Below are 17,133 nucleotides of genomic sequence, written 5' to 3' on the forward strand. Positions count from 1 at the left end.
AAACTATACCTCCACAAAGTATGTATCTGGTTTGTCTACATTAAATATTTCACTGGCCCAGAATAATGTTATAACTTCATCTAGTCCAGCATTAGTAATTGAATGCGAATATCCGACGGGAATGTCCACTACTTCAGGTATCTCCCCACTCACTTTATATTCCAATATCTCAGAGGTATTAATATTTCTAAGCTTTATTATCGCCTCGCCTTGAATAACTAGAAACTTCTCCACCTTCGTATGATGCCAATGGTTACCTCTAGTAATACCTGGTTTAGTTTTTGAAATAAATATTTGCCCCAAACTATCGGACTTAATGAATTCCGCAAGCCAACCTCTATCATCTGAATTTTTTTTCAACTTATAGGAAAGATTATTTTCCTCTAGGTATGAAAGATACGTTCCATATAATGCTTTATCAAGAGGACTTTCTAACGAGGGCATTATCAATGTTCTTCTATTAGCACTAAATAATTGCAACTTATCAGCTAATTCCCCTATTTTAATATTATATGTCACAGGAACATAACAAAATATTCCTTTTTTATTCTCGTTACCTTCTAGAGATCTTATAAATTCATCTATAACGTCATCTATATAACACAAATTAAGGTCAGCATCTTTATCATTTACTTTAATCTCTAAATCTCTTGCTAAGTTATAACAGAACGTTGCCACAACAGAATTATAATTTGGTTTACTCCATTTTCCAAACAGATTTGGCAGGCGATAAACAATTGATTTACTACCTCTTTCTTCACAATAAGAGAATAACAAATCCTCTGCTGCTTTTTTACTTGCACCATATGGATTTTCCTTTTCCGCTTGAATTGAAGAAGTTATTAGTATAGGGGACTTATTATTATGTTTATTAAGGAGTTCTAGTAAATCCACAGTAAATCCGTAGTTACCCGACATGAACTCTGATTCATCTTGTGGTCGATTCACACCTGCGAGATGAAATACAAATTCGCATTCACTCGCATATTCATTTAACAATTCCTTTTTAGAATCTCTATTTATTCTCAATATGTTGTTATAGCCTCTATTCTTAAGTTCTGCTATTAAATTTTTACCAATAAAGCCATTAGCACCGGTTACAAGAATTTTCACTAGTCATTCCAACCTTTCAACTCATTTTGAACAAAATCTAGTGATAACAATTTTTCCTTTATTTGTTCTATATTAAGTCTTTGTGTATTATGTGAGTTATATTCAACTTCAGAAGTAAGAAGTTCTTCACCTTCCACAAAATACTTATCATAGTTAAGATCTCTTTGATCTGCTGGAACTCTATAAAAGTTTCCGAAATCTTCTGCTACTAGATGTTCCTCTCTTGTAAGTAAGGTTTCATATAACTTTTCCCCATGACGTGTTCCGATAGTAACAATTTCATTTGTTGCTTGAAATAATTCTTTTAGAGCCTGGGCTAGATCTCCTATTGTTGATGCTGGAGCTTTTTGTACCATAATATCTCCTGCCTGAGCTTTCTCGAATGCAAATATAACAAGTTCAACTGCTTCCTCAAGACTCATTAAAAATCTGGTCATATTCGGATCTGTTATAGTTATTTGTTTACCATTCTTTATTTGTTCAATAAATAATGGAATAACTGACCCGCGTGAAGCCATTACGTTTCCATACCTAGAACCACTAATAAGAGTTTTATCAGAAGATATAGTCCTTGATTTAGCTATATATACCTTTTCCATCATTGCTTTAGAAATACCCATTGCATTAATCGGATACGCAGCCTTATCTGTAGAGAGACATATAACCTTACTTACTCCCGCATCAATTGAAGCAGATAAAACATTTTCTGTACCTAAGATATTGGTTTTCACAGCTTCCAGTGGAAAAAATTCACAAGAAGGAACTTGTTTTAGAGCTGCTGCATGAAAAACATAATTTACATCATGCATTGCATTTTTAACACTAGCTATATCTCGCACATCACCTATATAAAATTTCAATTTTTCATTTTTATATTGTTTACGCATATCATCCTGTTTTTTCTCATCACGAGAAAATATTCGGATCTCTCTAATTTCTGTATCGAGGAATCTCCTTAGAGCAGCATGCCCGAACGATCCTGTACCACCAGTGATTAAAAGAGTTTTATCCTTAAACATTTAATACACCCTTTCATTCTGCAGCTTTATTAATTGATTTAATTAGCTTTTGAATATATATTTCTTTAGAAAAATGGCTATTGTAATATTTCTTTGAATTTTCACCATATATATTTTGTTTTTGTCTTTCATTAGCAAACTTTTGAATATTAGCTGCTAGTTGTTTGTAATCCTCAGCTGGCGAACATAATCCACATTGAGATTCATCTATTACATATTTTGTTTCTCCGTCAATAGCACCAATAATAGGCTTCCCAGCTGCCATATACGATTGGACCTTATTAGGTAATGTATAAGAAATAACTTTATTTGCTTTCAGCGTAATTAAAAATGCGTCCGCCATCTCGTAATATTGTGGCATCTGATTAATTGGATGATGACCATGAAATATAACATTCTCTAAACCTAATTGCTTTGCAAGCATTTCACACTTATCCCGGGAAGACCCATCTCCGACTATATGAATTTTAATATTGTTATCATTTTTCAACTCATTAGCAGCATGAATTATTGTATCAACACTTTGCATTTCACCTATATTTCCAGCAAAAAGTAAATTTATTGTATCAGCATTCTTAGCTGATTTTTTTATATTTTCAAATAGCGCTTCAGCATATACTGGAAGATGAGTAATTTCTTTTTCATATTTTATTGTATTACGGAAATATTCACTGAACATTTTTGAACTAGTAAATATTTCATCGGCTTGTTTATAAATCCATTGTGATACCCTTAATAGAATCTTATATACCATACTTTCCTTTGCTATACCAGCAGAAGCTATACTTTCAGGCCACAGGTCATGGCAATAAATAATTAGTGGCTTCTTAGTTATCTTTTTAAGTATAATCGCAGGTAAAGCCATTGTAATCGGAGATAACTGATATACTAAAATAGCATCAAAGTCTTTTTTTAAAAACATAGCCCGTAGGACCGAGCTTATAGCAAAACTTAAGTAGTTTAATGCTAACCTTATAGTTCCTGTTCCTCTCCCAATAAGCCAAGAACGGAAAATATGAACACCATTCGTTTGTTCACTTCGATTTTTAAACCATGTGTATTTCCTATCAACCATACCTGCAGGATAGTTAGGAAGGCCTGTGAGAACTGAAACCTCGTGCCCATGTTTAACTAATTCAAAACATATATCATTGACTCTAAATTGTTCCGGATAAAAGTATTGGCAAACCACTAATAGTTTCATTTTATATCCCTTTTCTTTTGCTATTAAGGTACTCCCCTACTTCTTCCTGAATACCTTTTTCAAATGATACTGGTTTATAATTAAAATCTCTGGTTGCATTCTCATGCTTAAAAGCCTTGTCCTCTTACATTCGAAGAACTTGCTCTACTGAGATAACTCCATTTCTAAATAGCTTATTGTATGACTTTCTAGCTTTTCTAAAAACAAACGTACAGTGCGCTCTGTTAATCTAGTTACAAATAAAAAAATATCTTGCTTTTCAAATAAATAGGTTTAATTATTTCCTCATAAATGAGTATTACCCTCATGTATACCATCACTCTTTATTACGCTAGTTAAGGTCTTGATTATAACTTTCAAATCAAATAAGAAAGTCATATTTTCAGCATAATCACCATCATATCTCGCTTTAATCTCAATCGGTAACTCATCTCTTCCGTTGACTTGTGCCCACCCAGTTAATCCAGGATAAATATCATTAGCTCGATAAAGATCACGTTCTTCTATAAGATCGTATTGATTCCACAATGCTGGACGTGGACCAACGATACTCATTTCACCTTTAAGTATATTAAAAATTTGTGGTAACTCATCTAAACTTGTTTTTCTTAAAAACTTACCTATACGTGTGATTGCAATTTCAGGGTTTTCTAAGAGATGAGTAGGCATATCTTTAGGAGCATCCGTTCGCATTGTTCTAAATTTTAATATGTAAAAGTATTTCTTATTAATTCCTAACCTTTTTTGTTTGAAGAAAACAGGACCTTTGGAGTCTAGTTGAATGCAAATTGATATCACAACAAATAATGGCCATAATACGATTAGAGATATTAACGCTATTACAAAATCAAAATATTGTTTTATATGAATATACATTCCCTTACCTCCACGTTAGAAACTAACAATTCATTGTTAGTTTCTCAGCTTTTGCTTTTCAACAAATAACTTAATATATTCCAACAAATCATATTTTAAATCCTCGCGTTGCAAGGCAAAATCAATTTGGGTTTTAATAAACCCTAGCTTCTCACCTACGTCATACCTGACCCCTTCAAAGTCATAAGCATAAACAGCTTCGGTCCAGTTTAATTTTGCAATGGCATCCGTTAATTGAATTTCCCCACCTGCACCGGGCTGCAGATTATCTAAGATTTCAAATATTTTAGGACTCAGTATGTACCGTCCCATAATTGCTATATTGGATGGTGCCTCATCTGTATTAGGTTTTTCCACTAAGTTCTGCACACTAAATAGACGGTCATGAATTTCATTTCCGTCTACTATTCCATATCGAGATACTTCGTCAACAGGAACACGTTGGACTCCAATAATAGATGAATTGTATCGATCATATTGCTCAATCATCTGCTTTAAACAAGGCTTTTCCGCTTGGACAATATCATCACCCAATAATACAGCAAAGGGCTCGCTACCAATAAACTTTCTAGCACACCAAATAGCATGCCCTAATCCTCTAGCCTCTTTTTGTCTGATATAATGGATGTCCACCATCTTAGAAGACTTTTGAACCTCATTTAGAAGTTCAAGTTTACCTTTTTCCAACAAGTTTTGTTCAAGCTCAAATGAATTATCAAAATGATCCTCAATCGCTCTCTTGCCTTTGCCAGTCACAATAATAATGTCTTCAATCCCTGACTCTATTGCTTCTTCAACTATATATTGAATGGTTGGTTTATCTACGATTGGAAGCATCTCTTTAGGCATTGCCTTTGTCGCTGGTAAAAATCTAATTCCAAGTCCTGCCGCTGGAATAATTGCCTTGCGAACCTTCACAAGATTTCCCCTCCTGTCTTACCTTTTATTTTTCTTTAATCACTTGATCGTAAGACTTCCCCTGACTCATCCCATACTTCTTAGCAATCTGAATGAGTTCATCGTATTGTTCAGGCGATAATTTATCCAAAATGATACTTCTCGCCTTTTTCTTATCTTCAACACTTAGCCCACCACTTGCTAAGCCCTGTAGTTCCTTAATATCAGACATACTTAATTCCTTTAAGAACACGGATGTAAGTTGAGCTTTCTCTCCAACTGTAATCTTCTCCTGAACATCCTTCGCTTTATCGATACTAACTTCTGCTTTATAACCTCCGTCAGACGGTTTAGTACCCTCACCTGTAGAATTACCGTTGTTTGTATCTGGTGTTATTTCAGGACTCGTAGATGTTTCTCCAGCTATATCCGTTTCCTGAGTGCCTTCATCTGTTACAGGCGCATCCGTTGCCCCTGCCACTAGATCAGTTCCTTCCGTAATTGCACCGTCCACAGTCTCATTCATCGTTTCATTTAGGATCTCATTCTCAAGACTCTCTGATAATGAAGAAATAAGCTTATCCACAGCATAGTTTGCTGCAAATAAGCCACCGACTCCCAATATGACAATAATTGATGCTACCCAAATCAATACCTTTTTCCACTTTTTCATATTATTCGCCTCCGCTAAGATAGACTGTTTACTTAAGATACATGGGAATAAAAAGGAACAAGATGCTCAATAACATCCTTGATGGAATGCTGGTCTTCACCAATGACTTTCTCAATTCGTTTGAACTGAAGCTCTAACTCTACTCTATTAATGTGTGTTGGTTTGCCTATGTAAATTCGTTCATGTTGAGTCGATGTTACCGCTTCCTCATCGGTTAGCAGCTCCTCGAACAATTTCTCACCCTCACGCATACCACTGAAGTTAATCTCTATGTCCACATTCGGCTCGTATCCAGAGAGTCTGATAAGATCCTGCGCCAAATCAAGGATGCGCACCGGCTTGCCCATATCTAGAACAAAGATCTCCCCACCCTTGGCAAAGGCACCTGCTTGAATGACCAGCTGTACAGCTTCTGGTATCGTCATAAAGTACCTAACCATATCCGGATGGGTAACGGTGACTGGACCGCCTGCAGCTATCTGCTCCTTGAATCTTGGGATTACGCTGCCACGGCTGCCAAGTACATTGCCGAACCGGACCGCTACGAACTGGGTCTCACTAATGGTGTTAATGCTTTGTATGTACATCTCTGCAATTCTCTTCGTTGCACCCATAATGCTGGATGGATTAACTGCCTTATCAGAGGAGATCATCACGAATCGTTCTGCTTTATACTTATCCGCACAATCGGCTACGTTACGAGTACCGAATACATTGTTCTTCACAGCTTCCGATGGATTGCGCTCCATGAGAGGCACATGCTTATGAGCCGCTGCATGGAAGACCACCTGAGGCCGGTACTTGCGGAACACATCATCCATTCGGCTGCAATCCTGAATATCGGCGATAACGGTTTCCAGCTTCACCTGCGGGAACTTCGTTCTGAGCTCCATCTCTATCGTATAAATGCTGTTCTCCCCATGACCCAGAAGCAGAAGACAGGAGGGCTGGAAAGAAGAGATTTGCCGGCATAGCTCCGAGCCGATCGAGCCGCCTGCCCCGGTAACGAGAACCACCTTATCCGATACATAATTTGCGATGCCTTCCAGATCGGTCATCACCTCTTCCCTGCCCAGTAGATCCTCGACCTCTACATTACGTAACGACCGTACAGCCAGCTTGCCCTTGATGAAATCATTAATGGAAGGAATGATCTTCACCTTTGCCCCGGATAGCTTGCAAATATTGATAATATCGCTGATATGCACCCGCTTGGCGGAAGGCATGGCGATAATAATGTCATGGATTTGATATTTATGTACAACCTCTTCAATGTTCATGCTTGTGCCTAATACCGGCAAGCCTACAACTTGCATATTTCGTTTATGCGGATCATCGTCGATAAAGCCTATAATTCGATTGCCCAAAAAGCTGTTGCTTGTCATGATTTCCTTCGCGATCAATGCTCCACAGTCGCCTGCGCCTACAACTAATACATTATTTGTTAATTCTGTCTTTCTTGTTCTGTTTACTCGGATTAAGCGCCAGAGGAAGCGTGAGCCTCCCATAAATATAATCATAAGCTCAAGTGTTCGGGATGCGATCGAGAGCGGGACGCGATTCCCAAACAATACATAAGTCACTGCATAAGAAAGAACAAGTCCAATAATAATGGCTTTCGCCAGCTCTATGATTTCCCCAATGCTCGCATACTGCCACATTCGTCTGTACATACGAAAAAAAGCTAGACTGCTTCCGCAGATCACGGTGGTAGATAACGCAAATACTAGCATTTGGTTCTCATAGAAGGGAGGGATACTTCCATCAAACCGAAACATATAGGATATCGCAATCGCTACCCATATAATGCAAATATCGACCACCAAGATAACTAGCATTCTATTTCTGTTGCTCACTTTACTCATCCCTCCACTAAAACTAACCTCTTCAAATTGGTTTACTTGTCTTGCATGCCATAATAATAATAGTAGGCCTCTTCATTGGCCTTGCGCTTCACATTGTTAAGGACAACCCCTAAAATTCTTGCATTCACGTTCTCCAGGTTCTTCACAGCTTTGCTTGCGATCTCACGTTTCACCTTACCTTGATCAACGACGAGAATGACGCCGTCACTCTTGGTAGCCACGATCTGCGCGTCCGTTACGGCAAGCAGCGGCGGTGTGTCAATGAGGATAATGTCGTACATTTGTCTTAGCTTCTCAATAATTAAGGTCATTCGCTTAGAGTTCATCATCTCGGCCGGATTCGGAGGAATCGCGCCGGACGTAATGACGTCCAGGTTGGGGATGTCTGACATCTGAATCGCTTCTTCTAACGAGCATTGCTGAGAGATCACAGAAGAAAGTCCATAGCGATTCGAAATAGAGAAAGTATGATGGGCCGTAGGCTTACGAAGGTCGGCGTCTACCAGCACCACTCTCTTCTCCGATTGCGCGAACGTCACCGCTAGATTTGTTATGGTTGTCGACTTGCCCTCACCAGGGCCTGCCGAGGAAACCATTAACACCTGCAGTTGATCGTCAATGGATGAAAATTCAATGTTGGTGCGCAGCGCGCGATAAGATTCCGATATAGGCGACCGTGGATTTGTAACAGTAATAATCTGACGCTTATTTTTCAATTGAGACACGCTCTAATTCACCTGCCTTGTAGGTTTGGTTGGCTTTGCTGCTATGGCTAGAATTAGCATCCTCCGTATTCATTCTTGAGATCATGGCTAGCGTAGGCTGGCCCAAATATTGCAATACATCTGCTTCTGTCTTGATCGTATCATCCATGTACTCCAGCAGAAATGTAATGCCGATTGCAATCATTAGTGAAACAACAAATGCGATAGCAATATTAAGTGGAATATTTGGCGACACTGGACTTGGCTGTGCATTAATGACCGCTTCATTCAGAATCGATACATTCTCCACCTTGAAGATATGTTGGATCTCTTCTTGGAACACCTTAGACACCGCGTTCACGACTTGTGCAGCCAGCTTATAATCCACGTCTTGCACGACCAAGGTCATGACTTGCGTATTGTTCACAGAGCTTACCTGAATCTTGCGTGAAAGCTCGGTTGCACTTAAGCCCAGTTCAGGATACTTCGAAGCTACTTTATCCAAAATTGCTGGTGTTCTTATAATTTCCTTGTATGTATCAATCATCTTAATATTGGAGTTAATTTGATTAATATCCAGCTGTCCAGTCGTCAACTGCGTTGCCGTCTGATTTACAATGATCTTCGTGGACGCCTCATAGACCGGATCTTTGAAGAACATGCTAACTACAGCTGCTGCTGCCGTACAGATGATAACGAACACAATAATTAATGCTAACCTTTTCTTGATAATTGCCATGTATTGTCGTAAATCTAGTTCGTTAGACACTCCATTCTCCTCCATCGAATCTAGTTATATAGAATTACTTTATAATCCTAAAGAACTACATCCTAATACATAATAATCTATATTATTACAACCAACCAGTTTTTTCACAAAAAATCTTCCTCTCACCTACATGAGAGGAAGACATTGACATTATCGTTAATTAATTGTCGAAACTAAGAGCCCGATAAATAATAACAGCTGCTTCTGCGCGAGTCGCATTGTTGTTTGGCAAGAACTTGCCTGCGTCGCCAATAACGATTTTGTTAGTCGCTGCGAATGCAACGCCTTCTTTCAACGTCGCGCTGATCTTAGCCGCATCTGCAAAGCCTTTAAGAGCTGCGTTCACATCCGTTACATCAGCTGCTCCTTGTACTTTCAAAGCGCGAGAGATCATTGTAGCCATCTCAGCGCGAGTGATCGTTGCATTAGGATCAAACTTCGATGCCGAACGACCGTTGATGATTTTCAGGTCTGCTGCGGCAGCTACATAAGGAGCGAACCAATCAGATGAGTTAACATCATCAAAGCTCTCAACTGCTGAGCCATTTTCAAGATCAAGAGCACGGATCAGCATCTTCGCAAATTCAGCGCGAGTGACTTTATCCTTCGGTACGAATTTGCCTTCCGACTTGCCCTCAATAGCTCCTTTGGCAGCTACCACTTGAATCTCGCGGCCAGCCCATGCTTCTACGGAAGCAATATCGCTGAACGAAACTTTGTTTTCGACAACAACATAAGATGAGAAGGACACAAACGATTCGATAATCGAGCCGCCAGATACGCGTCCGCCATTGAATACTAACTTGCCGTCCACGAATTTCGCTACGGAAAGAAGCTCATTATCCAGGCCAGTCGTATCGCCAAGCGGAATACTGATTACGATCGGACGGTTAAACGATGTTGTTGCTGTACCGCCAACGGTCAGGTTGAAATCATAAAGCTCCGAAGCCGATTTCAAAGCGCCAACTACTTCTGCAGTTGCATCGCTTTTCTTGATCGTTAGAGCGATAGCTGACGAGAATGTGCCGCCAACTGGAATCGTTACTTCAAATTTATCAACAACGAAGGTAGCGCCAGAAACGCTTCCAGCTGCCGCCAGTTTCACAGTTGCATCAGAAAGGTTAAGTACGACATCCTTTTGCGTAATAGTTCCTAGGTTGATAGTCAAAGCTGTTTTTGCAAGCGCCGATGCTGGAGCCACTTCCTTCACTTTATCGGAAACGGCATTGATACCTGCAATTGCAGCAAGCAGGCTCGTTTCATTCAGTTGAAGAACTGCTTGTCCGTTAACAATGCTTACATTAGTTGAAGCGCTAATTGCAGCAAGCGTCGTAATTTCTGCTTTCGCATCTGTGACAAATTTCGTAATAATAGCTGTTTTCTCTGCTTCTGTTGCTTTATCAAGCGCTGCTTTCAAATCATTAAGCAATTTGTCCGTGGATACCGGAAGCGGAATGACTGGCGTTACCGTTCCTGTACCTGGATTAGTTCCAGGGTCCGTGGTTGGCGGATTAAGAGATTCATATGCTGTAAACAAAGCCACTGCTGCTTCCGTAAACAGGCTGTCTTTGTTTACTGCCGTTCTTGAGCGAGTCAGTACTTCAAGCACATCAGCTGTTTTCACTTCATAATGAGCGAAAACTTGTTGTACCGCATAATTTTTCCCAGACAATGCATTCAAAACATCACGCATAAGTTGCTTAACACTGTCTTTATTCTGCATCAGATCAAGCAGCGCGGACAAGCTTTTGTTCTTCACTTGTGCGACAAGTTCTTTCTGAATATCGAAGAAATATTCGGCAACATTGTCAACTGTCAGATCTTCTACGCCTGCTTCAGTAGCAAACGTTTGAAGAAGTGGCCCGTATTGCGTGCGCAGATTGTCTAAGCCTTCAACTGAAGGGTTGTAGGACAACGATATAGCTGCGAAGAACAAACCTTCCAGTTGTGTTTCTTCAGCATCCGTTGGATTGAAACGATCAACGATCGGATCAACGATATCGCCTTTCACATGGACATCAAGCACGTTCAGTGCAGTTTGAAGAGCTTGTACTTTCGGCCATCCTCCTGTAGCAACCAGAGCGTCGTAAAGCTTCTTCGCTTCAGTTACTAGAGCAGAGTCAGTCAAGGCTGAGGCTGCATAAGTTACCCCATTTAGTCCTAGCTTGTCCGCAAGACCCTTGTTGCTAAGCGGAATTCCAGCGAAAGCCGTAAGGGCTACGCTCGCAGCAATCGTAGATACTGCTATTTTTTTTCTTAATGTCACTCTCATTCACTCCTATATAAGAAATAGTTGCATCCATCTAATAGATGAATGACTAATAACGCCAATCGTTCTACCATTATGTATGTATCTATTTACTATTACTCCCACCAAATCTAGTACCACCTATTTCTTATAAAAATAGGAAAGGAAACGGCGTACAGCCCCCTCTGAGACAGAGGCAAGCGGCGGTTGATTATGAAATGATGTATCGTGAATAACAGCTTCTGCATTGCTCTTGAAATAGTTCACCCACTGTTCTCCCATCCGCCTCTCAATGAACGAATAGGCTTCGCCCATACGAAATCCGCGGCGCTCTACATGGTGTGCGTCGGAAGAAACAATATGAATGTGCCCACTCTTCATAAGTGACCAGGCATGCTGCTCGATGCGCTTCCCGAACCCTCCTAATAAGGAGTGCGTAGTCATCTGGGCATACGCCCCCGCTTCGATCAGTTCAGCCAAACGTTCCGGATGCTGCGTCACCTCGGCATTTCTCTCCGGATGAGCAATAATAGGTTTGAGATTTAAGACATTGAACTCGTGAATGAGTTCAATCATCGTCTTCGGAATACGAGAGGATGGCATCTCAATCAATACATAGCTAGAATCCGCCAAAGTCAGCAGTTCCCTCCTATACCAGGCGTTGAGGAGATCATCATGGACACGAATTTCTTGACCGGTCCTAATAGTAACAGGCACACCCGCAGCGATTAACTGTTCGTTAATGGCGTGAGTGTGCTCGGCTACGTCTTCTGCTGCATTAGTATAAGTCCCGTTGGCGTGATGCGGAGTTGCAATGATGGTTGTAATTCCCTCTGATACGGCTGCCCGGGCCATAGTCAAAGCATCATTCCAATTGGCTGCACCATCGTCCAATCCGGGTAAAATATGTGTATGGATGTCTATCATGCTGATCTCACTTTCTGGTAGATTTTGATCAATCGCCCTTGATAGGCACTTCTGATCTCAATTCTATCACACGAAGCTGTAAGATTCAGCACTTCTCGCTATATTTCGACAGTTTCTAACTCATAACTTTCTTCATTATATCCTACAATTACCAAAAGTGTTAGTAAAAAATTGTCAAATACAAGGCTTTTTTCAGAAATTGTTCAGTGCTAAAGAAGCTCTTTGCGGAGCTCTGCTGCGGATTTTGGCGAAAGATAAGCAAATGGAATGTCGAAAACCGTCTTTGCTCCAGCTTGGCCTTCGCGAGCGAGCTTGTAAGCCGCTCTCGCATAAGCAACCAACACGCTGGCTGTGAATTCCGGATTGCTGTCCAGCTTCAAACCAAACTCGATGATTTGCGTGCTGTTCTCACCCGTCTTGCCGCTGCGCAGCACCATGCCGCCATGCGGCATCGAGGAATGCTCCGCTTTCATCGTCGCTTCATCTATAAAGTGCACGGTTGTGTTGTAATCGGAGAAGTAGTTCGGCATCGTACGGATTTCCTCCGCAATCGCCTCTTGATCTGCCCCGTCTTCCGCTACGATGTAACAGTCACGGACATGCTTCTCGCGGGTAGTAAGCTCCGGATTCTCTCCCGCACGTACGCGGCCTACCGCCTCTTCGCTCGGAATCGTGTATTGCACGCCATGCTTAACACCCTTGACACGGCGAATCGCATCGGAGTGACCTTGGCTCACGCCCTTGCCCCAGAACGTGTACTCCTTGCCTTCCGGCAAAATCGATTCAGCCAGCAGGCGGTTCAGTGAGAACAAGCCCGGGTCCCAGCCTGTAGAAATAACGCTAACTTTGCCACTCGCTTGCGCAATCGCATCCACTTGTTCGAAAAACTCGGGAATGCGTGCGTGCGTGTCAAAGCTGTCTACCGTATGGAACAAGCGTGCGAAAGCAGGCACTTGCTCCGGCAGGTCCGTTGCGGAGCCACCACACAAAATCATAACGTCGATGTCACCCACAAAACGTTCTGCGTCTTCAATGGAGTAGGCTTTCACCGCAGACGGAATGGAAGCCGGGTCTCTGCGGGTAAAGATAGCGTCTAGTTTCATATCTGGGTTTTGCTTAACCGCAAGCTCTACCCCGCGGCCCAAATTGCCGTAACCAACGATACCGATACGAATTTGTTCAGTCATGATGCCGCCACCTCTTCCTTTAAAATGGTTTCAAGCTTAGATCCAGCCTCTTGCGTCCATCGCTGCTGCGATGCGTTTAATCGAAATCATGTAAGCAGCCGTACGAAGGTCTACGTCATGTTCTTTAGCAAGGTCACGAACCGCTACATAAGAAAGGACCATGTTCGTCTCAAGCTTCTCAAGCACTTCTGCTTCGCTCCAGTAGTAGTTCGCAAGGTTTTGTACCCACTCGAAGTACGAAACCGTTACACCGCCTGCATTGGCAAGTACGTCTGGAATAACGGTAATGCCTTTGCCGAACAATACGCGATCCGCTTCAGGCGTTGTAGGGCCGTTAGCTGCTTCTGCAATAATCTTCGCTTTGATACGGTCTGCGTTAGCCGCTGTAATGACATTCTCAAGCGCAGCAGGTACCAAAATATCAACATTCAACTCAAGCAGCGCCTCGTTCGAGATTACGAATGATTCGCCATACTCGCGGATGGAAGATGTATCCTTTAGTGTGGAGATTTTTTCAATATCTATTCCGTTCGGATCATAAATGCCGCATTTGGAGTCGCTGACAGCAACGACTTTACACCCTGCTTCGCTAAGCAAACGAGCAGCAATACGGCCTGCATTACCAAAGCCTTGTACAGCTACAGTAGCGTCTTGAACAGGGATATCCAGATCCTTAAGCGCTTCTAGAATGGTATATACACAGCCTTGAGCTGTTGCTTCATTACGGCCTTTCGATCCGCCAAGGATAAGCGGTTTGCCTGTAATAACGCCTGGGGAGTTAACGCCCTTCAGTCTGCTGTACGTATCCATCATCCAACCCATAATTTGCGGAGTCGTGTACACGTCTGGAGCTGGAATATCTTTGTCCGGTCCTACGAAATCAGCGATCGCTTCCATGAAAGCACGGCTGACACGTTCAAGCTCGCCTTTGCTAAGAAGATGTGGATCACAAATAACGCCGCCTTTACCGCCGCCATATGGCAGTCCAACAACGCCGCATTTGAAGCTCATCCACATGGAAAGTGCTTTAACCTCGTCAAGTGTTACATCCGGGTGGAAGCGAATGCCGCCCTTAGTGGGTCCAATCGCGTCGTTATGCTGAGAACGGTATCCTTCAAATACACGAACGCTTCCATCGTCCATACGAACGGGAAAGTTTACCGATAGCACACGTTTTGGCTGCTTCAAGATTTGCGTAACATGCTCAGGCAATTGCAAATGCGCTGCTGCCGTATCAATTTGTTGCTGTGCGATTTGGTACGGATTTAACGTTTCTTCCACTGTAGTCACTGTCATTTCGGGTTCATTCCTTCTTCGTAGAGTTCGACTCCCAATCCATTGAAAAGCCGCTTTTTTGATTTTACCTTTTTCAATAGTATTTTAAAAGAAATTTTTCGCTAAAAAGTACAAATATTCAGCGATTTTATCCATTGTCATGTTAGGTTTCATTGAGTGGGAGTAACAGTGACATAGATTTGAGGATTAAAGCGACTTACAACTGTCATCGACCGCAAAATAACAACAAAAAAAGAGAATTGACGGGAGTCTAGCTCCCATCAATTCTCTTTCGCATTCTCGTTCTTCATTACGCACAAGGATGTAACTATTTCCCAATCTCATTTCATTACCGCATAAAACTCCTTCAAAGCCCCATAGCGATCTACGATGCTTTGATGAATATCATGCTTGTGAGGAATCCCCATATGGGAGGTAATCACATCATGAATGCCCGTGTGGCGAATAGCCGTTTGCAGCATAACAGCCTCTTCATCCTTCTCGTAATCAAACAGCAGTGCCGCCGCTATCGCCGAGGTAAGGTGCGGGATTGGAATACCCAGTTTATGCGCCTGCAAGGCAGGCCTCACCAGCCTATCATTTAAAGATAGCTTACGGATCGGCGAGCGCCCTACCCGAATCACGTTGTCCGTCAGCCTCGGATTCGTGAACCTCAGCATCATTTTTTGAATATACCGGTTATGCTTCTTCTCGTCCCAGTGGTATTTGGAGGTAAGGATGCTGCCCGTCTCTCCAAGCACCTTCGACAGCTCCTCCTTTATCTTGTCATCCCCCATCGCTTCTTGAATCGTCGCATACCCTTCAAGGTAACCATGGTACGCTGCCGTGCAATGGCCCGTGTTCACGGTGAACAACTTACGTTCGATGTAAGGTTCCAAGGAGTCTACATACTTTACGCCCTCGATTTCTGGATAACCTTCGAGCATGTCCGAGCGATCGATGATCCACTCAAAATACGGCTCTACGGTCACTTTCAGCGGGTCGTCATGCTCCTGCGCAGGAACGATCCGGTCTACCGCCGTATTGGGAAAAGCAATGCAGCGATCCGCCGCCTCATGCCACTCTACAGCCAAATGTTCATACACCCGCCGCTTCAGCTGCGAGCTTCCGGATATTGCATTCTCGCACGCAATGATGTGCAGCGGCTTGTAATTGTGCTCCTTAAGCCGCTTCTCAATCCCGCTCGCGATAGATTCAGCGATATGCTTGAGTGCCGTTACTCCCACCGCCGTGGTGACCAGCTCCGCTGTTGCAACCGCCTCAGTCACGGCCGTTTTATTTTTCCCGCTGATTGCCGATATGTTTCTCACAATTTCCGTATCTCTAGCTTCATTCGCCAGCGTCACGGCATATTTCTTCTGCTGCTGAAGCAGCTGGACCTTCCTCTCATTGCGGGCAATGAACGTAACCTCATAACCCGCATTGGACAGAAGAAGACCAATAAAGCCTCTACCTATATTGCCTGCGCCAAAATGAACAGCCTTCATCGTCCGAACCCCCTTAATTTGGATGGTTTCGTCTTTAATTAGACAGAATATTCTGACTTATTTTGTTATAAAAAGCTTCTGCTTTACGTTTCACATTCTATCCGCATCTATATCTGCATCTCTATCCGAATTTAAATCCAAATCGCTTGCCTATTACAGCCCGCCTGCAACCATTTCATGAAAATCAATATGAGCCAGCGATTCCGCATGATACGAACGCTCGCACTTGTCGAAGGACAAGCTTCTTGTAATCGTATTGGGAACGACGATACACGACATGCCCGCTGCCGATGCCGCCCGGGCGCCGTTAGGCGAATCCTCGATCGCCACCGCTTCACCTGCTTTTACGCCGAGTCCTGCAAGCGTCTGTGTATAGAGCTCAGGGTCCGGCTTCACCTTAGCTACATCATCCGCCGTACGTATGCACTCGAAGTAATGCCCGATTTCAAGCTGCTCCAAATACTTGTCGATCCAGGCGCGAGCCGAGCTTGAGGCAAGGCCGATCTTCAGGCCAGAGTCCTGCGCATAGTTCAAATAATCTAGAATGCCCGTGCGTACCTGCTCGCTTTGCATCAGCTCTGAATGCTGCTGATGAACAAGCTCGCGGAACGCCTGCTTATCGATGGGAAGATTCAAATCCGTCATCAAATACTCGTAAGGGTTAAAGGTATGAAGACTCGTGCCAATACAGCCTGAGTACTGTTCCAATGTGAGGTCTACACCATGTTCTTTGTATGCATCACGAAAAGCGTTGTACCAAGCCGTTTCTGTGTCAATAATCGTGCCGTCAAAATCAAAAATTATCGCTTTAATCATTCATCCGTCTCCTCTCAAGAGCATAAATGTTAGATTTACTAACAAAACCGTA

At 42.5% G+C, this 17,133-nt stretch carries 15 protein-coding genes; all 15 read right to left on the reverse strand.

Annotated elements, in window-relative coordinates; all coding sequences use genetic code 11:
- Positions 1–3 precede the first annotated feature (3 nt).
- The 15 genes from E0496_RS13460 to E0496_RS13530 all read right to left on the reverse strand — a co-directional run bounded on the left by E0496_RS13460 (position 4) and on the right by E0496_RS13530 (position 17,081).
- Positions 4–1,113 carry a polysaccharide biosynthesis C-terminal domain-containing protein gene (locus E0496_RS13460; protein WP_141502213.1) on the reverse strand — a complete coding sequence of 370 codons (1,110 nt, stop codon included), beginning with the start codon at positions 1,111–1,113 and terminating at the stop codon, positions 4–6.
- Positions 1,113–2,132 carry a polysaccharide biosynthesis protein gene (locus tag E0496_RS13465; protein ID WP_141502215.1) on the reverse strand — a complete coding sequence of 340 codons (1,020 nt, stop codon included), beginning with the start codon at positions 2,130–2,132 and terminating at the stop codon, positions 1,113–1,115. The genes E0496_RS13460 and E0496_RS13465 overlap by 1 nt, the downstream gene beginning before the upstream one ends.
- Before the next feature lie 13 nt (positions 2,133–2,145).
- The gene (locus E0496_RS13470) at positions 2,146–3,336 is read right to left on the reverse strand and encodes a glycosyltransferase family 4 protein (RefSeq protein ID WP_141502217.1); all 1,191 of its coding nucleotides are present in this window, start codon (positions 3,334–3,336) and stop codon (positions 2,146–2,148) included.
- A gap of 285 nt (positions 3,337–3,621) precedes the next feature.
- Entirely contained in the window at positions 3,622–4,212 is a 591-nt protein-coding gene (locus E0496_RS13475) for a sugar transferase (protein ID WP_141502219.1), read from the reverse strand.
- Positions 4,213–4,248: 36 nt separating this feature from the next.
- On the reverse strand, positions 4,249–5,130 hold the full coding sequence (galU, locus tag E0496_RS13480; RefSeq protein WP_141502221.1) for a UTP--glucose-1-phosphate uridylyltransferase GalU: 882 nt from the start codon (positions 5,128–5,130) through the stop codon (positions 4,249–4,251).
- 25 nt (positions 5,131–5,155) lie between these two features.
- A complete protein-coding gene (locus E0496_RS13485) occupies positions 5,156–5,782 on the reverse strand; it encodes a TraB/GumN family protein (protein WP_141502223.1) in 627 nt (208 codons plus the stop codon).
- Between the two features lie 32 nt (positions 5,783–5,814).
- Positions 5,815–7,647, reverse strand: a complete 1,833-nt coding sequence (locus E0496_RS13490; protein WP_175598057.1) for a polysaccharide biosynthesis protein — start codon at positions 7,645–7,647, stop codon at positions 5,815–5,817.
- 32 nt (positions 7,648–7,679) lie between these two features.
- Complete coding sequence (locus E0496_RS13495) at positions 7,680–8,372, reverse strand: CpsD/CapB family tyrosine-protein kinase (RefSeq protein WP_141502225.1); 693 nt, start codon at positions 8,370–8,372, stop codon at positions 7,680–7,682.
- A complete protein-coding gene (locus tag E0496_RS13500) occupies positions 8,353–9,135 on the reverse strand; it encodes a YveK family protein (RefSeq protein WP_277755851.1) in 783 nt (260 codons plus the stop codon). The genes E0496_RS13495 and E0496_RS13500 overlap by 20 nt, the downstream gene beginning before the upstream one ends.
- A gap of 145 nt (positions 9,136–9,280) precedes the next feature.
- Positions 9,281–11,386: an S-layer homology domain-containing protein gene (locus tag E0496_RS13505; RefSeq protein WP_161601407.1), complete on the reverse strand. Its 2,106-nt coding sequence runs from the start codon at positions 11,384–11,386 to the stop codon at positions 9,281–9,283.
- A gap of 123 nt (positions 11,387–11,509) precedes the next feature.
- Positions 11,510–12,295, reverse strand: a complete 786-nt coding sequence (locus tag E0496_RS13510) for a tyrosine-protein phosphatase (RefSeq protein WP_141502230.1) — start codon at positions 12,293–12,295, stop codon at positions 11,510–11,512.
- A 209-nt stretch (positions 12,296–12,504) separates the two neighbouring features.
- The gene (locus E0496_RS13515; RefSeq protein WP_141502231.1) at positions 12,505–13,482 is read right to left on the reverse strand and encodes a diaminopimelate dehydrogenase; all 978 of its coding nucleotides are present in this window, start codon (positions 13,480–13,482) and stop codon (positions 12,505–12,507) included.
- 36 nt (positions 13,483–13,518) lie between these two features.
- On the reverse strand, positions 13,519–14,778 hold the full coding sequence (locus tag E0496_RS13520; RefSeq protein ID WP_141502233.1) for a Glu/Leu/Phe/Val family dehydrogenase: 1,260 nt from the start codon (positions 14,776–14,778) through the stop codon (positions 13,519–13,521).
- A gap of 320 nt (positions 14,779–15,098) precedes the next feature.
- A complete protein-coding gene (locus tag E0496_RS13525) occupies positions 15,099–16,265 on the reverse strand; it encodes a mannitol-1-phosphate 5-dehydrogenase (RefSeq protein ID WP_141502235.1) in 1,167 nt (388 codons plus the stop codon).
- Between the two features lie 153 nt (positions 16,266–16,418).
- Positions 16,419–17,081: an HAD family hydrolase gene (locus E0496_RS13530; protein ID WP_141502237.1), complete on the reverse strand. Its 663-nt coding sequence runs from the start codon at positions 17,079–17,081 to the stop codon at positions 16,419–16,421.
- Between the last annotated feature and the right edge of the window lie 52 nt (positions 17,082–17,133).

Origin of the sequence: Paenibacillus luteus (assembly GCF_006542765.1) — a bacterium.
Classification (GTDB): domain Bacteria; phylum Bacillota; class Bacilli; order Paenibacillales; family Paenibacillaceae; genus Pristimantibacillus; species Pristimantibacillus luteus.